This window comes from Streptomyces sp. 1331.2 (genome assembly GCF_900199205.1).
In the GTDB taxonomy this organism is placed as follows: domain Bacteria; phylum Actinomycetota; class Actinomycetes; order Streptomycetales; family Streptomycetaceae; genus Kitasatospora.
Window position 1 is genome coordinate 1191646 of sequence record NZ_OBMJ01000001.1, and the last position, 19843, is coordinate 1211488.

At 73.1% G+C, this 19843-nt stretch carries 18 protein-coding genes; 7 read left to right on the forward strand and 11 right to left on the reverse strand.

Annotated features, from left to right (window positions below):
• The first annotated feature begins 119 nt into the window (after nucleotides 1-119).
• From CRP52_RS05100 to CRP52_RS05110, 3 genes are all read left to right on the forward strand, one after another.
• On the forward strand, nucleotides 120-1601 hold the full coding sequence (locus tag CRP52_RS05100; protein WP_097235290.1) for an NCS2 family permease: 1482 nt from the start codon (nucleotides 120-122) through the stop codon (nucleotides 1599-1601).
• Between the two features lie 184 nt (nucleotides 1602-1785).
• Nucleotides 1786-3030 carry an XdhC family protein gene (locus tag CRP52_RS05105; RefSeq protein ID WP_097235291.1) on the forward strand — a complete coding sequence of 415 codons (1245 nt, stop codon included), beginning with the start codon at nucleotides 1786-1788 and terminating at the stop codon, nucleotides 3028-3030.
• Between the two features lie 96 nt (nucleotides 3031-3126).
• Nucleotides 3127-3420, forward strand: a complete 294-nt coding sequence (locus CRP52_RS05110) for a hypothetical protein (protein WP_097235292.1) — start codon at nucleotides 3127-3129, stop codon at nucleotides 3418-3420.
• A 149-nt stretch (nucleotides 3421-3569) separates the two neighbouring features.
• Here CRP52_RS05110 and CRP52_RS05115 read toward each other — a convergent pair whose 3' ends face one another.
• The 11 genes from CRP52_RS05115 to CRP52_RS05165 all read right to left on the reverse strand — a co-directional run bounded on the left by CRP52_RS05115 (nucleotide 3570) and on the right by CRP52_RS05165 (nucleotide 17777).
• Entirely contained in the window at nucleotides 3570-5339 is a 1770-nt protein-coding gene (locus CRP52_RS05115; protein ID WP_097235293.1) for an SDR family oxidoreductase, read from the reverse strand.
• Nucleotides 5336-6283: a M24 family metallopeptidase gene (locus CRP52_RS05120; RefSeq protein WP_257032296.1), complete on the reverse strand. Its 948-nt coding sequence runs from the start codon at nucleotides 6281-6283 to the stop codon at nucleotides 5336-5338. Before CRP52_RS05120 ends, CRP52_RS05115 begins: the two co-directional genes overlap by 4 nt.
• 92 nt (nucleotides 6284-6375) lie before the next feature.
• Nucleotides 6376-7464, reverse strand: a complete 1089-nt coding sequence (locus CRP52_RS05125) for a PDR/VanB family oxidoreductase (RefSeq protein WP_097235294.1) — start codon at nucleotides 7462-7464, stop codon at nucleotides 6376-6378.
• A 136-nt stretch (nucleotides 7465-7600) separates the two neighbouring features.
• Nucleotides 7601-8515 carry a metal-dependent hydrolase gene (locus CRP52_RS05130; RefSeq protein ID WP_097235295.1) on the reverse strand — a complete coding sequence of 305 codons (915 nt, stop codon included), beginning with the start codon at nucleotides 8513-8515 and terminating at the stop codon, nucleotides 7601-7603.
• Between the two features lie 203 nt (nucleotides 8516-8718).
• Nucleotides 8719-9498: an IclR family transcriptional regulator gene (locus tag CRP52_RS05135; protein WP_097235296.1), complete on the reverse strand. Its 780-nt coding sequence runs from the start codon at nucleotides 9496-9498 to the stop codon at nucleotides 8719-8721.
• Nucleotides 9499-9820: 322 nt separating this feature from the next.
• The gene (locus CRP52_RS05140) at nucleotides 9821-11281 is read right to left on the reverse strand and encodes a catalase (protein ID WP_097235297.1); all 1461 of its coding nucleotides are present in this window, start codon (nucleotides 11279-11281) and stop codon (nucleotides 9821-9823) included.
• 135 nt (nucleotides 11282-11416) lie between these two features.
• On the reverse strand, nucleotides 11417-12676 hold the full coding sequence (alc, locus tag CRP52_RS05145) for an allantoicase (RefSeq protein ID WP_097235298.1): 1260 nt from the start codon (nucleotides 12674-12676) through the stop codon (nucleotides 11417-11419).
• A 153-nt stretch (nucleotides 12677-12829) separates the two neighbouring features.
• Entirely contained in the window at nucleotides 12830-14209 is a 1380-nt protein-coding gene (allB, locus tag CRP52_RS05150) for an allantoinase AllB (protein WP_097235299.1), read from the reverse strand.
• 224 nt (nucleotides 14210-14433) lie between these two features.
• Complete coding sequence (locus CRP52_RS05155) at nucleotides 14434-15576, reverse strand: glycerate kinase (RefSeq protein WP_257032297.1); 1143 nt, start codon at nucleotides 15574-15576, stop codon at nucleotides 14434-14436.
• A gap of 395 nt (nucleotides 15577-15971) precedes the next feature.
• The gene (locus CRP52_RS05160; RefSeq protein WP_097235301.1) at nucleotides 15972-16859 is read right to left on the reverse strand and encodes a 2-hydroxy-3-oxopropionate reductase; all 888 of its coding nucleotides are present in this window, start codon (nucleotides 16857-16859) and stop codon (nucleotides 15972-15974) included.
• A gap of 72 nt (nucleotides 16860-16931) precedes the next feature.
• Entirely contained in the window at nucleotides 16932-17777 is an 846-nt protein-coding gene (locus tag CRP52_RS05165; protein ID WP_097235302.1) for a TIM barrel protein, read from the reverse strand.
• Between the two features lie 215 nt (nucleotides 17778-17992).
• On the opposite strand from CRP52_RS05165, the gene CRP52_RS05170 reads away from it, so the two are divergent.
• From CRP52_RS05170 to uraH, 4 genes are all read left to right on the forward strand, one after another.
• Nucleotides 17993-18238 (forward strand): thiamine-binding protein, encoded by a 246-nt coding sequence (locus tag CRP52_RS05170; protein ID WP_097235303.1) that lies wholly within the window; start codon nucleotides 17993-17995, stop codon nucleotides 18236-18238.
• Nucleotides 18235-18615 (forward strand): helix-turn-helix domain-containing protein, encoded by a 381-nt coding sequence (locus CRP52_RS05175; RefSeq protein WP_097235304.1) that lies wholly within the window; start codon nucleotides 18235-18237, stop codon nucleotides 18613-18615. The genes CRP52_RS05170 and CRP52_RS05175 overlap by 4 nt, the downstream gene beginning before the upstream one ends.
• 248 nt (nucleotides 18616-18863) lie before the next feature.
• Complete coding sequence (gene uraD, locus CRP52_RS05180) at nucleotides 18864-19367, forward strand: 2-oxo-4-hydroxy-4-carboxy-5-ureidoimidazoline decarboxylase (protein ID WP_097235305.1); 504 nt, start codon at nucleotides 18864-18866, stop codon at nucleotides 19365-19367.
• 112 nt (nucleotides 19368-19479) lie between these two features.
• Entirely contained in the window at nucleotides 19480-19815 is a 336-nt protein-coding gene (uraH, locus tag CRP52_RS05185) for a hydroxyisourate hydrolase (RefSeq protein ID WP_097235306.1), read from the forward strand.
• The last annotated feature ends 28 nt before the right edge of the window (nucleotides 19816-19843 follow it).

The following is a 19843-nucleotide window of genomic DNA, read 5'->3' on the forward strand; positions in this document are numbered from 1 at the left end:
CGGCACTGCCCTTGTTCGAGTGCCCCCACAGTGAGTCGATACGTCCCCCTATGCCGCTCATGCGCCGGTAGTCAGGTCGGCTCGCCCACCCCAACCCCCTTTGACACTTGGGAGTGGACATGCCCAGGATCCCCACGGAGCCCGGCACCACCGAAGACAGACCCGCCGCGGACGTCCCCCACCCGACGTCCACGGACCCCCACCCGAAGAGCGCGCTGGACGCCTACTTCAAGATCTCGGCCCGGGGATCGACGCTCGCCAACGAACTGCGCGGTGGACTCACCACGTTCATGGCGATGGCGTACATCATCCTGCTCAACCCGCTCATCCTGAGCGGCGCGGACGTCACCGGCGTCAAGCTGGACCACGCCGCACTGACCACCGCCACCGCGCTGGCGGCGGCCGTCACCACCATCCTGATGGGCGTGGTCGGCAACGTGCCGCTCGCCCTCGCCGCCGGCCTCTCGGTCTCCGGCGCCGTCTCCGCGCTCGTCGTCCCGCACACCACCTGGGCCCAGGCGATGGGCCTGTGCGTGATCTACGGCCTGCTGATCGTGCTGCTGGTCGTCTCCGGGCTGCGCGAGAAGATCATGAACGGCATCCCGCTGCCGCTCAAGCACGCCATCACCATCGGCATCGGCCTGTTCGTCACCGTGATCGGCCTCTACAAGGCCGGCTTCATGCACACCGGCGGCCCCACCCCGCTGTCGCTCGGCCCCGCCGGCGCCCTGGCCGGCTGGCCGGTCCTGATCTTCTGCGTCACCCTGCTGGCGATCTTCGTGCTGATGGCCCGCGGCGTCCGCGGCGCCATCCTGATCGGCATCGCCGGCGGCACCGTGCTCGCGGTGATCGTCAACCAGGTGGCCCACGTACCCGCCGCAGCCTGGAAGAACTCCATCCCGGTGTGGCCCGGCAGCCCGGTCTCCGCACCCGACTTCAGCCTGTTCGGTCACGTCGACCTGTTCGGCGCCTTCGGCGGCCGGGGCATGGGCGCCATCAGCGCCTCGGTCGCGGTGTTCACCCTCGTCCTGGCCGGCTTCTTCGACGCGATGGCCACCATCATCGGCGTCGGCACCGAGGCCGGACTGGCCGACAAGCAGGGCCGGATGCCCGGACTGTCCAAGGCGCTGTTCATCGACGGCGCCGGCGGCGCGATCGGCGGCCTGGCCGGCGCCTCCGGGCAGACCGTCTTCGTCGAGTCCGCGACCGGCGTCGGCGACGGCGCCCGCACCGGCCTCGCCTCCACCGTCACCGGCGGACTCTTCGCCCTGATGCTGTTCTTCTCGCCGATCGCCGGCATCGTCCCGGTCGAGGTGGCCTCCGCCGCCCTGGTCGTCATCGGCTCGATGATGATGAGCCAGGCCCGGCACATCGACTGGTCCGACCGCGAGGTGGCCATCCCGGCCTTCCTCACCTGCGCCCTGATGCCGTTCACCTACAGCATCACCGCGGGCGTCGCGGCCGGCGTGATCTCGTACACGGTCATCAAGGCCGGCGTCGGGCGCTGGCGCGAGCCCGGGGTCCTGATGTGGATCCTCACCGGGGTGTTCGTGCTGTACTTCGCGCTCACGCCGATCAAGTCCTGGCTCGGCGTGCACTGAGCGTCCCTCCGGGCCCCGCCCTTCGGCCACCGACCGGGCCGGGTACCGGCTGAGCACCACCTGAGAACCACCCGGCACCGCCCAGCACCACCCGGCACCGCCCTAGCACCACCGCCGCCGTACGGGACCGTTTCCCGTACGGCGGCGTCCCCGCTACTGTCGAACCGTGTAAGGAGCCACCGCCATGCAGGACATCGCCGAGCAGCTGCAGGCCTGGCACGCGGCCGGGCGTTCCTTCGCCGTGGCCACCGTGGTCGGCGTCTCCGGCAGCGCTCCGCGCGACCCCGGGGCGGCCCTGGCCGTGGACACGGACGGGGAGGCCGTCGGCAGCGTCTCCGGCGGGTGCGTCGAGGGCGCGGTGTACGAGCTGTGCCAGGCCGCCATCGAGAGCGGCGAGCCGGTGCTGGAACGCTTCGGGTTCAGCGACGAGGACGCCTTCGCGGTCGGGCTGACCTGCGGCGGGATCCTGGACGTCTTCGTCCAGCCGGTCGTGCCCGGGGCCGACACCGGGCTGGACGCCGGGATCGCCCACATCGCCGCCGGCACACCGGTCGCGCTCGCGCGGGTGATCGCCGGGCCCGCCGGACTGCTCGGGGCTACCCTGTCCGTCACCGCCGACGGACACACCGGGGCGCTCTCGCCCAGCCCGTCCGTGGTCGGCGGCCTGGAGCGGGCCGTCGTCGCTCAGGCCCGGGCGATGCTGGAGACCGGGCGCACCGGCCGGATCATCCTCGGGCTGGACGGACGCCCGTGCGACGAACACGAGCGGGGCACCGTCACCTGCTTCGTCGAGTCCTACGTGCCCGCGCCGCGGATGCTCGTCTTCGGGGCGATCGACTTCGCCGCCGCGGTGGTGCGGATCGGCAAGTTCCTCGGCTACCACGTGACCGTCTGCGACGCCCGGCCCGTCTTCGCCACCACCCGCCGCTTCCCCGAGGCCGACGAGGTCGTGGTCGACTGGCCGCACCGCTACCTGGACTCCCAGCTCGACCGGATCGACGGACGCACCGTGCTCTGCGTGCTCACCCACGACGCCAAGTTCGACATCCCGCTGCTGGAACGCGCCCTGCGGCTGCCGGTCGACTACGTCGGCGCCATGGGCTCGCGCCGCACCCACCGGGACCGCCACACCAAGCTGCGCGAGGCCGGACTCACCGAGACCGAACTGGCCCGGCTGCGCTCCCCCATCGGTCTCGACCTGGGCTCCCGCACCCCCGAGGAGACGGCCGTCTCGGTCGCCGCCGAGATCATCGCCCACCGGCGCGGCGGCAGCTGCCTGCCGCTGAGCGCCGGGGACGGGCCGATCCACCACGACGGGACGGTGGCCGAGGTCTCCGGCGCCGACCTCTCCGCCGCCGACGTCTCCGCTTCCGACGTGGCCGCCGTTTCGGAGGAGCCCGCCGCACGCCGTTCACCGCACGCTGCGTGACCACAGGGTCGCCATCGGGTGACGTTGCGTGGCCACCGGGGCGGCGGGACGCTGGAGTTGCGGACTCGCCCCGAGCCCGGGAAAGGAGCGGGGACCATGCGCGCCCTGCTGGAAGTCACCCTCGGCACCGAAGCCTCCAACAAGCTCATCGCCGACGGCTCGGTCGGCCCGGTCGTCGAGCAGATCATGGGCCGGCTCAAGCCGGAGGCGGCGTACTTCTTCGCCCGCGACGGCCGCCGGGCCATGCTCTTCGTCGTCGACGTCCCGGACGAGGCCGCGGTGGTGGCCACCTGCGAGCCGTTCTGGCTCCAGCTCGACGCCGATGTCCAGCTTCACATCTGCATGAACGCCGACGACCTGCGCGAAGGGCTGTCCCGGCTCAGCCGGTAGCGACGGTTCACGTTCACGCGAGCTGATCGCTCGGCGCCGGCTTCGGTGGCCCCGGGCGGCCTGCACGGGCCGCCCGGGGCTTCCTGCTGCCCGCCGACAGCCGCACCGGCTTTCCGCGTCAGGTTGCCGCGCCGGGTTGCCGCGCCGGGTCAGGTGACGTTGAGGCGGGCGGCGAGGCGCAACAGGGCGGGGCTGAGGCGGGAGAGGAAGCGGGCGGCCTTGGCCTCGGGAGTGACCGGGACGACGGGCTTGCCGGTGCGGACGGCGGAGACGATCGCGGCGGCGACCTTCTCCGGGGGGAAGCCGCGGCGGGCGTAGAGCTTGGCGGCGCGGGCCTGCTTGGCGGCCTGCTCGTCGGCGGTGGTGGCGGAGAAGGTCGAGGTGCGGGTGATGTTGGTGTTGACGATGCCGGGGCAGATGGTGGAGACGCCGATGCCATGGCCGACGAACTCGGCGCGCAGGCAGTCGGAGAGCATGAACACCGCCGCCTTGCTGGTGGCGTAGGCGGTGAGCGCCTTGGAGGGCAGGTAGGCGGCGGCGGAGGAGACGTTGACGATGTGGCCGCCCTCACCGCGGTCGGCCATCAGCGCGCCGAAGGCGCGGCAACCGTGGATCACGCCCCAGAGGTTGACGTCCAGGACGCGCTGCCACTCCTTCTCGGTGGTCTGCAGGAACGTCCCGGAGTGGCCGATGCCCGCGTTGTTGACCAGCACGTCGGGCACCCCGTGCTCGGCGGCGACGGTCTGCGCGAACGCGTCCATCGCGGCGCCGTCGGAGACGTCCACCCGGTAGGCGTGCGCCTGCGGGCCGATCAGCGAGGCGAGTTCGGCGGTGCGCTCGGCGGCCGCGAGGTCGAGGTCGCAGACCACCACCCGGGCGCCCTCCTCGGCGAAGGCGAGCGCGGTGGCCCGGCCGATGCCGCTGCCGCCGCCGGTGACGACCACCAGTCGGCCGTCGTCCAGGGCGGGGCGGACGGCGTCGGCTGCGCCTTCGGTGGCGCCCGCGCGCCCGGGTTCGTTGCGGGCGGGTTCGTTGCGGGCGGTGAACTCGCGGACCATGCGGGCCACGGTGGCCCCCTTCTCCAGCAGCGCCGACCAGTGGCCGGCGTGCAGCGTCCTGCGGGTCAGCTCGGGCACCCAGCGCTCCAGGCCCTCGGAGAGGTAGCTGCCGACGTAGCGGTCCCGGGTGAGGGTGATCAGCTGGACCGGCACCTGCGTCGTCCGCGCCCGCGGACTGCCCATGATGGGGCGGAAGTTGGCCCGGTACAGCTCGATGCCGCGGACCGCGTCGCGGCGCAGGCTGCGCTGCGGGTGGTCGGCACGCGGGGTGACGTGCTCCAGGTCGCGCAGCACCCGCGGCCAGGCCCGGGCGAGGCCCAGGCGCCAGACGCCGGGGGCGAGGTAGGGCAGGTGGAAGGCGGTGATGTACCAGGAGTGCAGGCCCTGGTGGAGCAGCTGCCCGAGGTGGCGCGGGGTGGGGCGGCGCAGCCGGTGACGCAGCCAGAACCCCATGTGGTCCAGGCTGGGACCGGACATCGTGGTGTACGAGGCGATCCGCTGCTCGGCGCCGGGGGTGGTGACGGCCTCCCAGGACTGGATCGAGCCCCAGTCGTGGGCGACCAGGTGGACCGGGCGGTCCGGGCTGACCGCGTCGGCGACGGCCAGCAGGTCCTCGGCCAACCGCTCCAGCCGGTAGCCGTCGCGGTCGGCGGGGACGCCGGACTCGCCGGCGCCGCGCACGTCGTAGCGGACCACGTGGTGGTCGCGGGCGAGGTCAGCAGCGATGTCGTCCCAGACGGCGTGGGTGTCGGGGTAGCCGTGGACGAGCAGGACGGTGGGGGCGGCCGGGTCGCCCTGCTCGAAGACGGCGAGCGGCAGGCCGCCGGAGTGGACGGTCCGGCGGCGGGGCGGGGTCGTCATCGGGTGGCCTCCTGGGCGGTCGGCTCGGCGGCGGGTTCGGCCGTGGGCTCGGCGGTGGGATCGGCGGTGGGCGGGGTGGTTGCCTGCTCGGTGGTCGCGGTCGCGGTCGCGGTCCAGCGGCGGACGTGCGGCAGGTCGTCGTCGAGCCAGTAGGCGCCGTCCTCGGTCACCACCAGCAGTTCCTCGAACTTGATGCCCACCCCCCGGAAGCCGATGTGCGGCTCGACCGCCCACAGGCCCGGGGTGGGCGCGTGACGGGACGACCGGCCGTCCGCCCAGAGCGGTGAACGGCCGTGCAGGCGCTCGGAGACGAGCTCGCGGCCGAGGGTCTGCAGGGTGCGCACGCCGAAGCCGAAGACGTTGACCCCGGCCGGTCCGCGGGTGACGGTGCGGGTGACCTGGTGGCCGATCACCCGGCCCGGGTAGACCTGGTGGCGATTGTCGTAGCCGTGCGCGGCGAGCTGCGCATCCACGGCCGCGTACACCTCGTTCAGCGGCTTGCGGGCGCGCACCTCGGCGAGGATTAGCTCGCGGTAGACCCGGAGGTCGGCGGCGAGGCGGTCCCAGACCCGGTTCTCGCCGACCTTGCCGCCGTAGCCGATGTCGGCGGTGTAGCCGTCCACGACGGGCGCGCAGTCCAGCACGTACGGCATGCCCTCCTCCAGGCGGCGGTTGCCGGCGAAGAACTGCAGCGGGGTGTGGAAGTGCCGGAAGGCCGTCCGGTCGCCGAACCAGGCGAAGGGGACGTGGAAGAAGTCCTGCACCCCGGCGGCGACCAAGCGGCGGCGCAGCTCGGCGGTGGTCTGCCGCTCGGTGACGCCGGGCTCGATCCAGGCGGCGACCTGTTCGGCGCAGTGGTACGCGAGTTGCTGGGTCTCGCGGAAGCGGACGAGGTCGCGCTCGGTGTAGCGGAAGGCGGGGGTCGCTGTCGCCGTCCGGGGCATGGAGGGCTCCTTCCAGAGGTCGAGGTCCAGACGTCTGGTCCAGACGTCTGGTCCAGACGTCGGGTCCAGACGTCGGGTCCAGACGTCGGGGTCTAGAGGTCGAGTACGAGGGTCTCGCCCTCGGCGGCACGGGAGACACAGGGCAGCAGGGAGCCGGCGGCGCGCTGCTCGGAGGTGAGCCGGCGGTCCCGGTGGTCGGGCGAGCCGGCCAGCACACGGACCTCGCAGGTGCCGCAGAAGCCCTGGTGGCAGGAGTACGGGAGATCGGGGCGCGCCTCGCGCAGCACGTCCAGGGCGGAGCGGTCGGCGGGCACGTCCAGGGTGGGGCCGTCGGTGCCGAGGCGGACGGTGAAGGGCTCGCCGTCGGTGATCGGGGCGGCGCCGAAGCGCTCGAAGTGCAGGGCGGCGGCCGGGGATCCGTCCAGGGCCCGCTGCACGGCGGCGAGCATGGGGGCGGGGCCGCAGCAGTAGACGGCGGCGCCGCGCGGGGCGTGGGCGAGCAGTTCGGCGCCGGCGGGGACGCCGCCGTGCTCGTCGTCGGTGCGCAGCACCACGCGGTGCGGGTCAAGCGCGCGCAGCTCGTCCGCGTACGGGAGGGTGTCGGCGCTGCGGCCGACGTGCACCAGGCGCCAGTCCAGGCCGTGCCGTTGTGCCTCGCGGGCCATCGGGAGCAGCGGAGTGATGCCGATGCCGCCGGCCAGCAGGAGGACGGCGGGCTCGGCGCAGAAGGCGAAGCCGTTGCGCGGGCGGCGGGCGGTGAGGCGGACGCCGGGGTGCAGGGTGTCGTGGATCTCGACGGACCCGCCGCCGCCCTCGGGCAGCCGCCGGACGGCGATGCGGTAGCCGGCGCGGTCGGCCGGGTCGCCGGTGAGGGAGTAGTGGCGTTCCCGGCCGGAGGGCAGGGCGAGGCGCAGGTGGGCGCCGGGCTGCCAGGCCGGCAGCGGGCCGCCGGACGGGTCGGCGAGTTGCAACTCGACGACGTCGGCGGCGAGTTCGCGGCGCGCGGTGACGACCAGCTGCAGCGGCGGGAGGGGGCGGCTGAGCGGGCGGCGGGGGTTGCGGCGCAGCAGCGGGCCGCCGAGGGCCTGGACGTAGCGGTCCTGCAGCGCGGTGAGGCGGCGCAGGAAGCGGTCCGCGCGCGGGCGGCCGTAGAGGTCGGGGGGCGGGGTGAGCAGGTCCATCCGGGCGGGGTCCTTGGGTGGGAGGGGGCGGGCGAACAGACGACGAGTAACAGATGACAGCTGACAGATGACGTCATCTGTTCGCTGAAAGCTGTCATCTGAAAGCTGTCGGCTGAAAGCTGTCGGCTGAAACCTGTCAGCGCCCGGCGGCCGCACGAGCGGCGGGCGAGGAGGCGAGGTAGCCGAGCGCCTGGCTGGAGGAGCCCTCCTGGGTGGGGTGGTAGCCGGGGCGCAGGTAGCGCAGGCCGGAGCGGAGCGACTTGACCGGGGAGGGCAGCAGACCGCGCCGGGTGATCCGGTACGCCTCGCGCCAGCTCGGGCGCAGCCGCCCGCGGAGGGTCGGGTCGGCGGCCAGCAGGAAGCGCACGCCGCGCACCCAGAGGTGGACCAGCAACGGGCCGGCCATGGCCATGGTCCGCACCCGGCGGGCGTACCCCGGGTCGAGGTGGACCAGCAGGTCGAAGGCGACGCTGCGGTGCTCGACTTCTTCGGCGCCGTGCCAGCGCAGCAGGTCGAGCATCGTCGGGTCGGCCTGGGCACGGTCCAGCCCCGGGGAGTTGAGGGCCCAGTTGCCGAGGAAGGCGGTGAAGTGCTCGATCGCCGCGATGGCCGCGACCCGCTCGATCAGGGCCTCGCGCCGCTTCGCGGGGGTCAGCCCGGGCCGGTCCCCGAGCACCCGCTGGAAGACCCAGGCGACCTGGCGCACGTACGGCCGCGGGTCGAGCCCCTGGCCGAGCAGGTGGTCCAGGACCTCCTGGTGCGCCTCGGCGTGGATGGCCTCCTGGCCGATGAACCCGAGGACCTCGTCGCGCAGTTGCTCGTCCCGGATGAGCGGCACGGCCTCCTTGAATACCTTGACGAACCAGCGCTCGCCCTCGGGGAGGAGGAGGTGCAGCACGTTGAGGATGTGGGTGGCCATCGGCTCGTCCGGCACCCAGTGCAGCGGCAGCTGGGCCCAGTCGAAGCGGACGTCCCGGGGCTCCAGGACGAGGCTGTCGTGCACGCGCGCGGCGGGGGCGGCGAGCGCGGGGACGGGGGTGGGGCGGGGCATGGCAGGCCTCCTGACCTGGGGGCGGCGGCTCGGCTCAGGGAAACGTACTCGCGGGTAGCGGCGGGGACAAGGGTTTCGGCGACTCTTATCGACATCGAGTCTAATAAGTGACGCCCGCCGGGAGACGCACCGGGAGAGGGCCGCGGAAACACGCGGGCCCCGCCGGACGCCTCACGTCCGGCGGGGCCCCTCGGGCGGACGGCTCAGACCGCCATCGCCAGCATCAGCGGCGCCGCCCGGGCCGCCAGCAGCTCGGCCGCGGCCTTCAGCTTGTGGATGTTGCCCACCGGCATCGAGGTCGCCAGGCAGCCCACCGTGCTGCCCGCCGTGATCGGCACCGCCGCGCACACCGTGCCCAGCGCGTACTCCTGGATGTCCAGCACCGGCACCGTGGCCGGCTGCCGCTCCAACCGGTGCATCAGCTGGTCGGCGTCGGTGACGGTGCGGGAGGTGAGCCGGGCGACCGGGTGCCGGGAGAGGTGGTCACGCCGGGCGTCCGCGTCCAGCTGGCCGAGCAGGCACTTGCCGATCGCGCTGGCGTGCGCGGTGGCCCGGAAGTCGACCCACTCCTGGACGGCCGGCGCGTAGTCGGCCGCCGAGACGGCCTCCACCGACAACTCGCCGTCGTGGTACCGGGTGAAGTAGACCGCGGCGCCCAACTCGTCCCGGAGTTCGGCGAGTTTGCGGTCGAGCCGGGCCTTCACCAGCAGCTCCCGGTTGTGCTGGCCGAGCAGAGCGAAGGTGCCGCCGAGGACCCAACCGCCGTCCTGGCACTGGAGGTAGCCTTCGATCTCCAGGACCTCCGCGAGCCGCCGCACGGTCGGCAGCCCGAGGGAGGTCTCCCGCGCGAGGCCCACCAGGGTGGCGCCGTCGGGGTGGCGGTCGACCGCCTCCAGCAGTCTGAGGGCGTGCTGCAGGGAGGTGATCGGGCCGGTCTGGCCCTGGTCAAGCGCGGCGTGACGACCCGGGGCTGGTGTCGACATGTCGTCCCCTTCCGATGTCCCCCCACGGAGCGACCGCGGGCACGGACCAGCCTATCGACCCGGCGGCGACGGTGACTGCTGTCCGTACATATCCGTGAACATTCCGTGGAGCAACCTCCGGTCGACCTGCGGAGGAACGGCGGGAGGACCCGGCGGGAGGACCCGGCAGGAAATCACGGCAGGAAATCACGGCGGGAGAAGAACGACCGGCCCCTCCCCCACTGCCCTGGGGGGAGAGGCCGGCCGTACGGTCACCGGGTGCGGGCCCGGCGGCCGTGGTGGGTGGTGGTACCGATGGAGGGTCGGATCCGGTGACGCCCGGTCAGCCCTCGTCGACCGCGCGCAGCTTGGCGACGGCCGCCGCCAGACGGGCGCCGTACTCCTCGTCCGCGGCGTGGAAGTGGGCGAGGTTCTTCTCCACGATGTCGTCGCGCGTCACCTGGGCCAGGAAGCCCGCGATGTTGTCGATCAGGCGGGTCTTCTCCCCGGCCGACATCAGCCGGTAGAGCTCGCCGGCCTGGAAGAAGTCGTCGTCCTTGGTGTGGGCCGGCGTGGTGTAGGTGCCGGTGTGCCCCTGCACCTTGACGGGCGCGGCGAGAGCGTTGTCGGTCTGGGCCGGGCCGTCGTACGAGTTGGGCTCGTAGTTCTTGGCGCGGCCGGCGGCGTTGGCGGCCATCAGGCCGTCCCGGCCGTAGTTGGCGGCCTCGGTGGCGCGCGGGGCGTTCACCGGCAGCTGGGTGTGGTTGACGCCGAGGCGGTAGCGCTGGGCGTCCGCGTAGGCGAAGAGCCTGCCCTGGAGCATCTTGTCCGGGGAGGGGCCGATGCCGGGCACGAAGTTGTTCGGCGAGAACGCGGACTGCTCGACCTCGGCGAAGACGTTCTCCGGGTTCCGGTTGAGCACCAGGCGGCCGACCTTGACCAGCGGGTAGTCGGCGTGCGGCCACACCTTGGTGAGGTCGAAGGGGTTGAAGCGGTAGTCCGCGGCCTCGGCGACCGGCATCAGCTGGACGTAGAGGGTCCAGGAGGGGAACACCCCGCGCTCGATGGCCTGGTGGAGGTCACGCTGGTGCGAGTCGGCGTCGGCGCCGACCACCTCGGCGGCCTGGTCGCCGTCCAGGCTGCGGATGCCCTGGTTGGTCTTGAAGTGGTACTTCACCCAGTAGGCGTCGCCGTTGGCGCTGACCCACTGGTAGGTGTGTGAGCCGTAGCCGTTCATGTGGCGGTACGAGGCGGGGATGCCGCGGTCGCCGAACAGCCAGGTGATCTGGTGGGTGGAGGCGGGCGAGTGGGCCCAGAAGTCCCAGACGTTGTCCGCCTCCTGCACGCCGGTGTACGGGTCGCGCTTCTGCGAGTGGATGAAGTCGGGGAACTTGATCGGGTCCTTGATGAAGAACACCGGGGTGTTGTTGCCGACGAGGTCGTAGTTGCCCTCTTCGGTGTAGAACTTCAGCGCGAAGCCGCGCGGGTCGCGCACCGCGTCGTTGGAGCCCAGGTTGCCGGCCACGGTGGAGAAGCGCAGGAAGACCTCGGTGCGCTTGCCGACCTCGGACAGGAAGGCCGCCCGGGTGTACTGCGACACCTCGTCGGTGACCTCGAAGTAGCCGTACGCGCCGGAGCCGCGGGCGTGCACGACGCGCTCCGGGATGCGCTCGCGGTTGAACCGGGCCAGCTTCTCCAGCAGCTGCTGGTCCTGGATCAGCAGCGGGCCGTACTCGCCGACCGAGGCCGAGTTCTGGTTGTCGGCGATCGGGGCGCCGGACTCCGTGGTCAGGATCTTGGACATGGAGGGTCCTTCAGGTGTCGATAAGGGCGGTGCGTGGAGGGTGCGGTGGGCGGGGCCCGGTGGGGCCGGGCGGGCGGGCCCGGCCGCCCGCACGGACCCGGCTGCCGGGGCGGGCGGCCACCGGGGCAGGACGGGTTAGACGCCGAGCAGGCGCCAGACCGCCGAGCGGCGGCGGGAGGAGTGCTCGCCGTCGGGGCCGTCGGCCGGCCGGAGCTCCGCGACGGCGGCGGCGGCCGCGACCGGGTCGGCGAGCGGGCGGGCGGCGGTCAGCCCTGCGGCCTCGTCGGCGGTCAGCCCGGCCCCGGTGAGGGCCGCGGCGGCCTCGGCGGCCGGGACGGCGTTGAACCAGCGCAGCGCGAGGGCCGCCCGGCCGGCCTCGGTGAGGCGGCCGGTGATCCGGAGGCGGGCGAGCCCGCCGTCCGGGTAGACGTTGATCCGTACGTGGGTCACCGGGCGGCCGGCAGCGAGCCGGAAGCGGTGCCGGGTGTCGGGCTGCAGGCGGGTGCGGGGCAGGATCTCGAACCACTCGCCGTCGGCCGGGTCGGCCCCGGTCGAGGCGTCGAAGCCGATCAGGTCGGCCCAGCCGGGGGCATTGGCGACGAAGTGGGTGGTGTCCACCTCGACGGCCAGGGCCTCACCGCCCCCGGCCAGGGCGATCTGCACCCAGTCGTTGGCCTTGTCGCGCCGACGCCGGGTCTCCCAGCCCTCGCCCATGACGGAGGCGCGACCGGGAGCGTTCAGGTTGTGCGGGGAGGAGAAGTAGCGGTCGGACGCCGCCTCGGCCACACCGCCGTACTCCTGGGCGGCCAGGTCGAAGGTGAGGCCGTCCAGTTCGCGCGGGTCGGGCAGCACCTCGCCGTGCACGCGCAGCCGGGCGACGCCGCCGTCCGGGAAGATGTTCAGCCGGACGTGGGTGTAGCGGGTGGTGTCCTCGACGGCGAACTCGTGGGCGGTGTCGCCCCGCAGCGGGGTGCGCGGCACGATCGTGGTCCACTCGGCGGCCTGCAGTTCCTCGGGCGAGGGGTGGCCGGGTACGGACGCGGCCTCGACGGAGGCGGACTCCGGGTAGTTCCCGGTGAAGTGGGCGGTGTCCACGATCACGCCGCGGATCAGGCCGGCGGCGCCGAGCCGGACGATCGCCCAGTCGTGGTCCTGGTCGGTGGGGTGCGGCTGCTCGGCGGAGACGCCGCGGCGGCGCTTGGACTCCCAGCCGTCCATGATCTGGCCCTTGTGGCCGAAGGTGTGCGGGCGGAACTCGGCCGCCTTGGCGACCAGCAGGTTCTCGGCGTCCGCGAAGGTGTCCTCGTTGGTCGCGACGACGCCCGCGCCGAGCGGTCGGGAGGCCAGGTTGACCAGCTCGGTGAAGGGAGCGCTCGGGGTGTCGGCAGTGGTCACTGACTCTCCTCGGAAGACGGTGGCGGTTCGGGAAGCGGTGTCGACTCGGGACGCGGTGACGGCTCGGAAAGCCGCGTCGGCTCGGTCAGTCGTGTCGGCTCGGTCAGTCGTGTCGGCTCAGGAAACGGAGCCGGCTCAGGAAGCGGAACCGGCTCAGGAAGCGGAGCCGGAAGGCGAGTCGGCCGGCCGGGTGAGCTGGCGGCCGAAGGGCTCGGCGTCGGTGTCCACCGCGCGGCCGCGCAGCCAGGTGGTGCGCACGGTGCCGGTCAACCTCCGTCCCGCGTACGGGGTCACCGGGTTGCGGTGGTGCAACTCCCCCGCGTGGACGGAGAATTCGCCGTCGGGATCGAAGGCGACCAGGTCGGCGTCGTGGCCCGGGGCGATGGCGCCCTTGAGGCCGGTGAGGCCGGCCAGTTCGGCCGGGCCGGAGGACATCCAGCGCACCAGGTCGGCCAGGGTGTGGCCGCGGCGGCGGGCCTCGGTCCAGACCGCCGGCAGGCCGAGCTGCAGTGAGGCGATGCCGCCCCAGGCGGCCGCGAAGTCGCCGTTGCCGCCGTACTCGGGCAGCAGCTTGAGGTCGGGGGTGGACGGCGAGTGGTCGGAGACGACGGCGATGAACTCGCCGTTCGCCAGGGCCTCCCAGAGCGCGTCCCGGTTGGACTCGTCGCGGATCGGCGGGCAGCACTTGAAGGCGGTGTCGCCGTCGGGCACCTGTTCGGCCGCGAGAGTCAGGTAGTGCGGGCAGGTCTCGGCCGTGACCCGGACGCCGTCCGCGCGGGCCTGGCGCAGCAGCGGCAGGACGGCGGCGGAGGAGACGTGCAGGATGTGGACCCGGGCGCCGGTGCGCCGGGCCGTGTCCAGCAGGTGGGCGACGGCCGCGGTCTCCGCGTCGGCGGGCCGGGAGGCCAGGAAGTCCCGGTAGTGGACGCCTGGTTGCTGCGGGGCGGCAGCGAGGACGGCCGGGTCCTCGGCGTGGATGATCGCCAGTGCTCCGAGCCGGGCCTGTTCGGCCAGTGCGGCTTCCAGGTCGGCGGCCTCGACGTGCGGGAACTCGTCGACACCGGAGGGGGCGAGGAAGCTCTTGAAGCCGAACACGCCCTCGCGGTGCAGCGGTTCGAGGTCCGCAACGTTGCCGGGGACGGCGCCGCCCCAGAAGCCGAGGTCGACCCAGGCCTGGCCTTCGGCGGTCTTCCGCTTGGCCAGCAGTCCCTCCACCGTGGTGGTGGGCGGGATCGAGTTGAGCGGCATGTCGATGACGGTGGTGACGCCGCCGGCCGCGGCGGCCCGGGTGGCGGTGGCGAAGCCCTCCCACTCGGTGCGGCCGGGCTCGTTGACGTGCACGTGGGTGTCGACCAGGCCGGGCAGCAGCGCGGTGTCGCCGAGGTCGGCGAGTTCGCGGTCGCCGACCGTGAGCGAGCCGTGCGCGACGACCTGCACGATCTTCCCGTCCCGGATCAGCACGTCCGCGGGGCGCTCGCCGTCGGACAGGACCACCCGCCGGGAGCGGATCACCGTCGGCTGGCTGAAAGGCATGGGGGACCTCCGGAACCTGGGAGTCGGGGCTGGTTCGAGGGTGCTTCGAGAGTGGATCGAGGGCGGTTCGGGTGTGCACCGGGGATGGTGCCGAAGGGTGGTGCCGGACAGGCGGAGGCGGGGGATTGCGGGGAGCCTAGGCCTGCCTTCAACAAAACGTCAATGGAGGAACGTACGAGGGTTCGTCGCGCCGGCGAGTCGGTTCGGCGCGAGGACAGCCCGGTTCAACGCGCCAGCAGCTCGCCGGCCAGCTTCTCCCCCGCGAGCTCGGCCAGCTCGGCGGCCCTGGTCATGCTGTCCCCCGGCTGCTCGGCCAGGTCGGTCAGCGCGACCGCCGCGGCGAAGCCGGCGGCCCGCCACTCGGGCTCGGAGAGCTCCAACCGGCCTGCCACGGCGGCCACCCGAACCCCCGCCCGGGCGGCCGCCGCGGCAACTCCGGCGGGGGCCTTGCCGTGGAGCGTCTGTGCGTCCAGGCAGCCCTCGCCGGTCACGACGAGGCGTGCCCCACGCACGGCCCCGTCGAAGCCCAGCAGATCGAGCAGCAGCTCGATGCCGGGTCGCATGGTGGCGCCGAGCAGGGCGAGGGCGGCGAAGCCCACCCCGCCCGCGGCCCCGGCGCCGGGGGCCTCCCGCACGTCCCGCCCGGTGGCCTCGGCGACCAGGTCGGCGAAGCGGGTCAGCCCTTCCTCCAGGACCACCAGGTCGTCGCCGTCGGCGCCCTTCTGCGGGCCGTACACGGCGGTGGCGCCGCGCGGCCCGAGCAGCGGGTTGTCCACGTCGCAGGCGACCACGATCTCCACCCCGCCCAGCGCGTCGGCCAGCGGGCCCGGGTCGATCTCCGCGAGCCGGCGCAACGCGGCCCCGCCGGGCGGGAGGTCGGCGCCGTCGGCGTCGCGCAGGCGCACTCCGAGCGCCTGTACCATGCCCGCGCCGCCGTCCGTACAGGCGCTGCCGCCGAGGCCGAGCACGATCCGCTTGGCGCCGAGCGCGACTGCCCGGGCGATCAGCTGGCCGACCCCGTAGGACCCGGCCGCGAGCGGGGCGGTCCGGCCGCCGGGCAGCCGGGCCAACCCGGAGGCCTGCGCCAGCTCGACCACGGCGGTGTCGCCCCGCACGGCGAGCGCCGCGGCCACCGGCAGACCGGTGGGACCAGCCACCTTGGCCGCGACCCGGTCGAAGCCGGCCGCGAGCGCGGCGGCCAGGGTGCCCTCGCCGCCGTCGGCGACGGGCAGTTCGCGCACCTCGGTGCCGGGGGCCGCGCGCCGGATGCCGGCGGCGATCCGGGCTGCCACCTCGGCACCTTCCAGGGTGCCCTTGAACTTGTCGGGGGCGACGACCACATGGCCCTGGTGGGGGATGGGGGGCATGGTGCGTCCTCGCTTCCGTACGGGTCTGGCGGTGGTACTGCGACGTGCGTCCAGCATGGGCCCAGGGGGTCCGGCGGTGCGACCCGCTCGGCCCCGGGGATTCGGGGGTGCGCCCCCTCCCCGCCGTTCCCCTCGTCCCGCTTCCGACGTACGAGGGGCTCCCCTCGGCGGGGAGGGGGCCTGGCGACGCGTCAGGCACGACCGAAGTGCCCCCAGGGAGGGTGTACGCATCACCGGCTGGATCGACCGGCGGGCGGGCGGATGAGCCCCGGCCCGCGCGCCGGTCGGGTACGACCCCCTGGCGGCGCGGGCACGACCGGATGGGTACACGCCGCCAGGGGAGCTTGGGGGCGGGGGCTCCGGTGCGGAGCCCCCGCGGATGTTGCCGGGGGGTGTTACTTGACCTCGCGGCCGGAGAGCCGCTCGACGCCGCGCAGCAGCGCCGAGTGGTCGAGCGAGCCGTCGCCGTTGGCGCGGGCGGAGGCGACCAGCTGGGCCACCACGGCGCCGACCGGCAGCGCGGCGCCCACGGCGCGGGCGGCGTCGGTGACGATGCCCATGTCCTTGTGGTGCAGGTCGATCCGGAAGCCGGGGGCGAACTCGCGGTCGAGCATGTTCGCCTTCTTGCGGTTGAGCACGGTCGAGCCGGCCAGGCCGCCGCCGAGCACGTCCAGCGCGGCCTGCAGGTCGACGCCGGCGTTCTCCAGGAACACCACGGCCTCGGCGAGCACCTGGATGTTGACGGCGACGATCAGCTGGTTGGCGGCCTTGACGGTCTGGCCGGCGCCGGACGGGCCGACGTGGACGACCGTGGTGCCCAGCACGTCGAACAGCGGCTTGGCCTCGGCGAAGTCCTCGGCGGCGCCGCCGACCATGATCGACAGGACGGCCTCGATGGCGCCGGCCTCGCCGCCGGACACCGGGGCGTCCAGGGTGCGGACGCCCTTCTCCTTGGCGGCCGCCTCGACCTTGATCGAGGTCTGCGGGGTGATCGAGGACATGTCGATCACCAGCGTGCCGGGCCGGACGTTCTCCAGCACGCCGCCCTCGCCCAGGATGACCTGCTCGACGTGCGGGTCGGCCGGGACCATGGTGATGACGACCTCGGCGTCCTTCACCGCGTCCGCGATGCTGGTGGCACCGTGGCCGCCGGCCGCGACCAGGGCGTCGATCTGCGGCTGGGTGAGGTTGAAGCCGGTGACGTGGTGGCCGGCCTTGACCAGGTTGGCGGCCATCGGGCTGCCCATGATGCCGAGGCCGATGAAGGCGATCTTGCGGCTCATCGCGTCGTTCCTTACGTGGTTCGTGGGGTGGGGAGGCTCCGGGCGCTCCGGGTACTCGGGGCGCTCGGTCGACTACTCGGCGGCGCGCAGCTCGCGCGGCAGCCACCCGAAGCTGTCGGCGCTGACGCCGGTGGAGGGGCGGTACTCCAGGCCGATCGGGCCGGTGTAGCCGGCGGCGGTGAGCCGGGCGAACAGGTCCTCGAAGTCGAGGCCGCCGGTGCCGGGCTCGTTGCGGCCCGGGTTGTCGGCGATCTGCACGTGGCCGATGCGGTCGGCGTAGGTGTCGATGACCTGGGCCAGGTCCTCGCCGTTCTTGGCCAGGTGGTACAGGTCGCACAGGAACCGGGCGTTGCCCAGCCCGGTGGCGGCGTTGACCTTGTCGACCACCTCGACCGCAGCAGCGGCCGTGACCAGCGGGTAGTCCGGGGACTCCGCCCCGTTCAGGGCCTCGATCAGCAGGATCGCGCCGATCTCGTGCGCGGCCTTCGCGGCGAGCACGAGGTTCTCCAGCGCGAGCGCGTCCTGCTCGGCCGCCTCGACGCCCTCGACCCGGTTGCCGTACAGCGCGTTGAGCGCCTTGGCGCCGAGCGAGCCGGCGAGCTGCGCGGCGACCGGGACGTTGGCCCGGAAGCGCTCCCGCTCGGACGGCACCGAGACGGTGCCGCGGGCGCCCTTGCTCAGGTCGTCCAGGTAGTTGAGACCGGTGAGCCGCACTCCGGCGTCGGTGAACGCCTTGCGGAGCGCGTCCTGATCGGCCTGCGAGGGGGCGTGCTCCTCGCCGAAGGGCCACCACAGCTCGGCTGCGGTGAAGCCGGCCGCGGCGGCCGCGGCAGGGCGCTCCAGCAGGGGCAGCTCGCCGAACAGGATCGACAGGTTGACCGTGAAGTGGTGCTTGGCAGCGGCCGTCACGTCAATCACCTCTCATCTCTCTTCCGTCATCCGCAACTTCCACGATCCGGAAGAGGGATTCTGTGTGGTGGAAGCATCTCCGGACGGCGAAGCGAGTGTCAAGGGAGTCGCAACATTTTGTTGAAGACACCTCGGCAGGCCGCCACCTCCCCCGTTCCGGCTGTTCGATCACCCAGCCCCTGCCTGCCCGCACCCCCGCTCGCTACAGTGAGCTCGTGCGATTGATGGTGGAGTTCACGACAGAACCGTTCGAACTGGACACGTTCCCGGAGCACGCCGCGGCGGCCCGCAAGGCCGTCGACGAGGCCGGCCTGGCCGTGTCGGTCGGCCCCTTCGGGACCGGCGCCGAGGGCGAGGCCGACCAGGTCCTCGCCGCGGTGACCAGACTGCTCCGGGAGACCCTGGACGCCGGCGCGACCCGGATCTCGGTCCAGGTCAGCGTCCTGGACGAGGAGGTCGGTACGCCGTGACCGAGCACGTGGAGCACCCGCTCGCCGCGGCGATGAAGCCGCTGCTGGACGCGGTCGGCGCGACGCCCGTCCCGCTGGACGAGGCGAAGGCCGAGGACGTCGTCCTGGAGTGGGAGGGCACCCCGGCCCTGGCCGTCCGACTGCCGCACCTGAACAGTGCGCTGGACCGGCTGCTGGCCGAGATGGCCCGCCAGTTCGACGGCCGCCCGCTGGCCGAGCTCGACCGGCTGGAGAAGCAGCGGGTCGTCGCCCTCCTGGAGGAGCGCGGCGCCTTCACCGTCCGCCACGGCGTCGAGACGGTCGCCTCGGCCCTGGGCGTCAGCCGGTTCACGGTGTACAACTACCTGAACCGCCAGGACGGCTCGAAGTCCTCCTGAGAACCGCCCCGGGCGGCACCGTTCCCGCAGGCGGGAGCCCCGACCGGGGGCTTCCGGACGGGTGACCCCGTCGGTACGGCCAGTCTGGATCGGCCCGCGGCGGGGCACACTTGGCGAATCGCACACGAAAGGCCCCGGCATCGCGGGCCGGTTCAAAACGTAACCACCAACCGTTCAACAAAGTGTTGACGGCCGGGTGGGGTCGATCTAGCTTTTCCGGGTGGCACCACTCTTCAGGAGGTCCACTCGTGACCAACCACCCCCACACCCTTGACGCCCTGGCCGCGGCCGACGCCGCGGAGCTGCAGGAGATCCTGCTGGAGGTATGCTCCAGCCCCCGCTGGGCCGCCGCCGTCGCGAAGGCCCGGCCCTGGTCCGACCGCGAGAGCCTGCTCGCCGCCAACGCGGCGGCCATGGCCTCGCTCACGGCCGACGACCTGCGCGACGCGATGGCCGGCCACGCCCGGATCGGCAAGCCCAAGGCGGGCGACGCCACCTCCGAGCGCGAGCAGGCCGGGATCCAGGGCGTGGACCAAGCGGTCCTCGACGAACTGCACCAGGCCAACGCCGCCTACGAAGCGAAGTTCGGCCACGTGTTCCTGATCTGCGCCACCGGCCGCACCGCCGTCGGCATGCTCACCGCCCTGCGCGAGCGCCACCCCAACGACGCCGCCACCGAGGCGGAGATCGTCCGCGAGGAGCTGCGCAAGATCAACGACATCCGCCTCGACCGTCTGATCGGCGGCTCCTGACGTACAGTCAGGGGTGTTCGGCGGGTGCACCGTTCCGGTGCATCTGGCGCACGCATCCGGCGCACGCATCTGACGCACCATCAACTCTGCCATCAGTAAGGTCACCTCGCCCATGACTGGCATCTCCACCCACGTGCTCGACACCAGCCTCGGCCGGCCGGCCGAAGGCGTCCCCGTCGAGCTCGCACTGCACACCGAGGGTGGCTGGCAGGTGCTCGGCACCTCCGCCACGGACTCCGACGGCCGGGTCAAGGACCTGCCGGCCGTGGAGGCGGGCTCGGTCGTCCGGCTGCTCTTCGACACCGGCGCGTACTACGCGCTCAAGTCCTCCGAGCCGCCGTTCTTCCCCGAGGTCTCGATCGTCTTCACGGTCGCGCCCGAACAGCACCACTACCACGTGCCGTTGCTGCTCAACCCGTTCGGATACTCGGTCTACCGCGGAAGCTAGTAGACCGACCTGGAAGCTCTAGGAGCCA

Coding starts and splice junctions, on each gene's coding strand:
- CRP52_RS05100 (WP_097235290.1), top strand. CDS start 120: ATGCCCAGGATCCCCACGGAGCCCGGCACCACCGAAGACAGACCCGCC.
- CRP52_RS05105 (WP_097235291.1), top strand. CDS start 1,786: ATGCAGGACATCGCCGAGCAGCTGCAGGCCTGGCACGCGGCCGGGCGT.
- CRP52_RS05110 (WP_097235292.1), top strand. CDS start 3,127: ATGCGCGCCCTGCTGGAAGTCACCCTCGGCACCGAAGCCTCCAACAAG.
- CRP52_RS05115 (WP_097235293.1), bottom strand. CDS start 5,339: ATGACGACCCCGCCCCGCCGCCGGACCGTCCACTCCGGCGGCCTGCCG.
- CRP52_RS05120 (WP_257032296.1), bottom strand. CDS start 6,283: ATGCCCCGGACGGCGACAGCGACCCCCGCCTTCCGCTACACCGAGCGC.
- CRP52_RS05125 (WP_097235294.1), bottom strand. CDS start 7,464: ATGGACCTGCTCACCCCGCCCCCCGACCTCTACGGCCGCCCGCGCGCG.
- CRP52_RS05130 (WP_097235295.1), bottom strand. CDS start 8,515: ATGCCCCGCCCCACCCCCGTCCCCGCGCTCGCCGCCCCCGCCGCGCGC.
- CRP52_RS05135 (WP_097235296.1), bottom strand. CDS start 9,498: ATGTCGACACCAGCCCCGGGTCGTCACGCCGCGCTTGACCAGGGCCAG.
- CRP52_RS05140 (WP_097235297.1), bottom strand. CDS start 11,281: ATGTCCAAGATCCTGACCACGGAGTCCGGCGCCCCGATCGCCGACAAC.
- allB (WP_097235299.1), bottom strand. CDS start 14,209: ATGCCTTTCAGCCAGCCGACGGTGATCCGCTCCCGGCGGGTGGTCCTG.
- CRP52_RS05155 (WP_257032297.1), bottom strand. CDS start 15,576: ATGCCCCCCATCCCCCACCAGGGCCATGTGGTCGTCGCCCCCGACAAG.
- CRP52_RS05160 (WP_097235301.1), bottom strand. CDS start 16,859: ATGAGCCGCAAGATCGCCTTCATCGGCCTCGGCATCATGGGCAGCCCG.
- CRP52_RS05170 (WP_097235303.1), top strand. CDS start 17,993: ATGGTGGAGTTCACGACAGAACCGTTCGAACTGGACACGTTCCCGGAG.
- uraH (WP_097235306.1), top strand. CDS start 19,480: ATGACTGGCATCTCCACCCACGTGCTCGACACCAGCCTCGGCCGGCCG.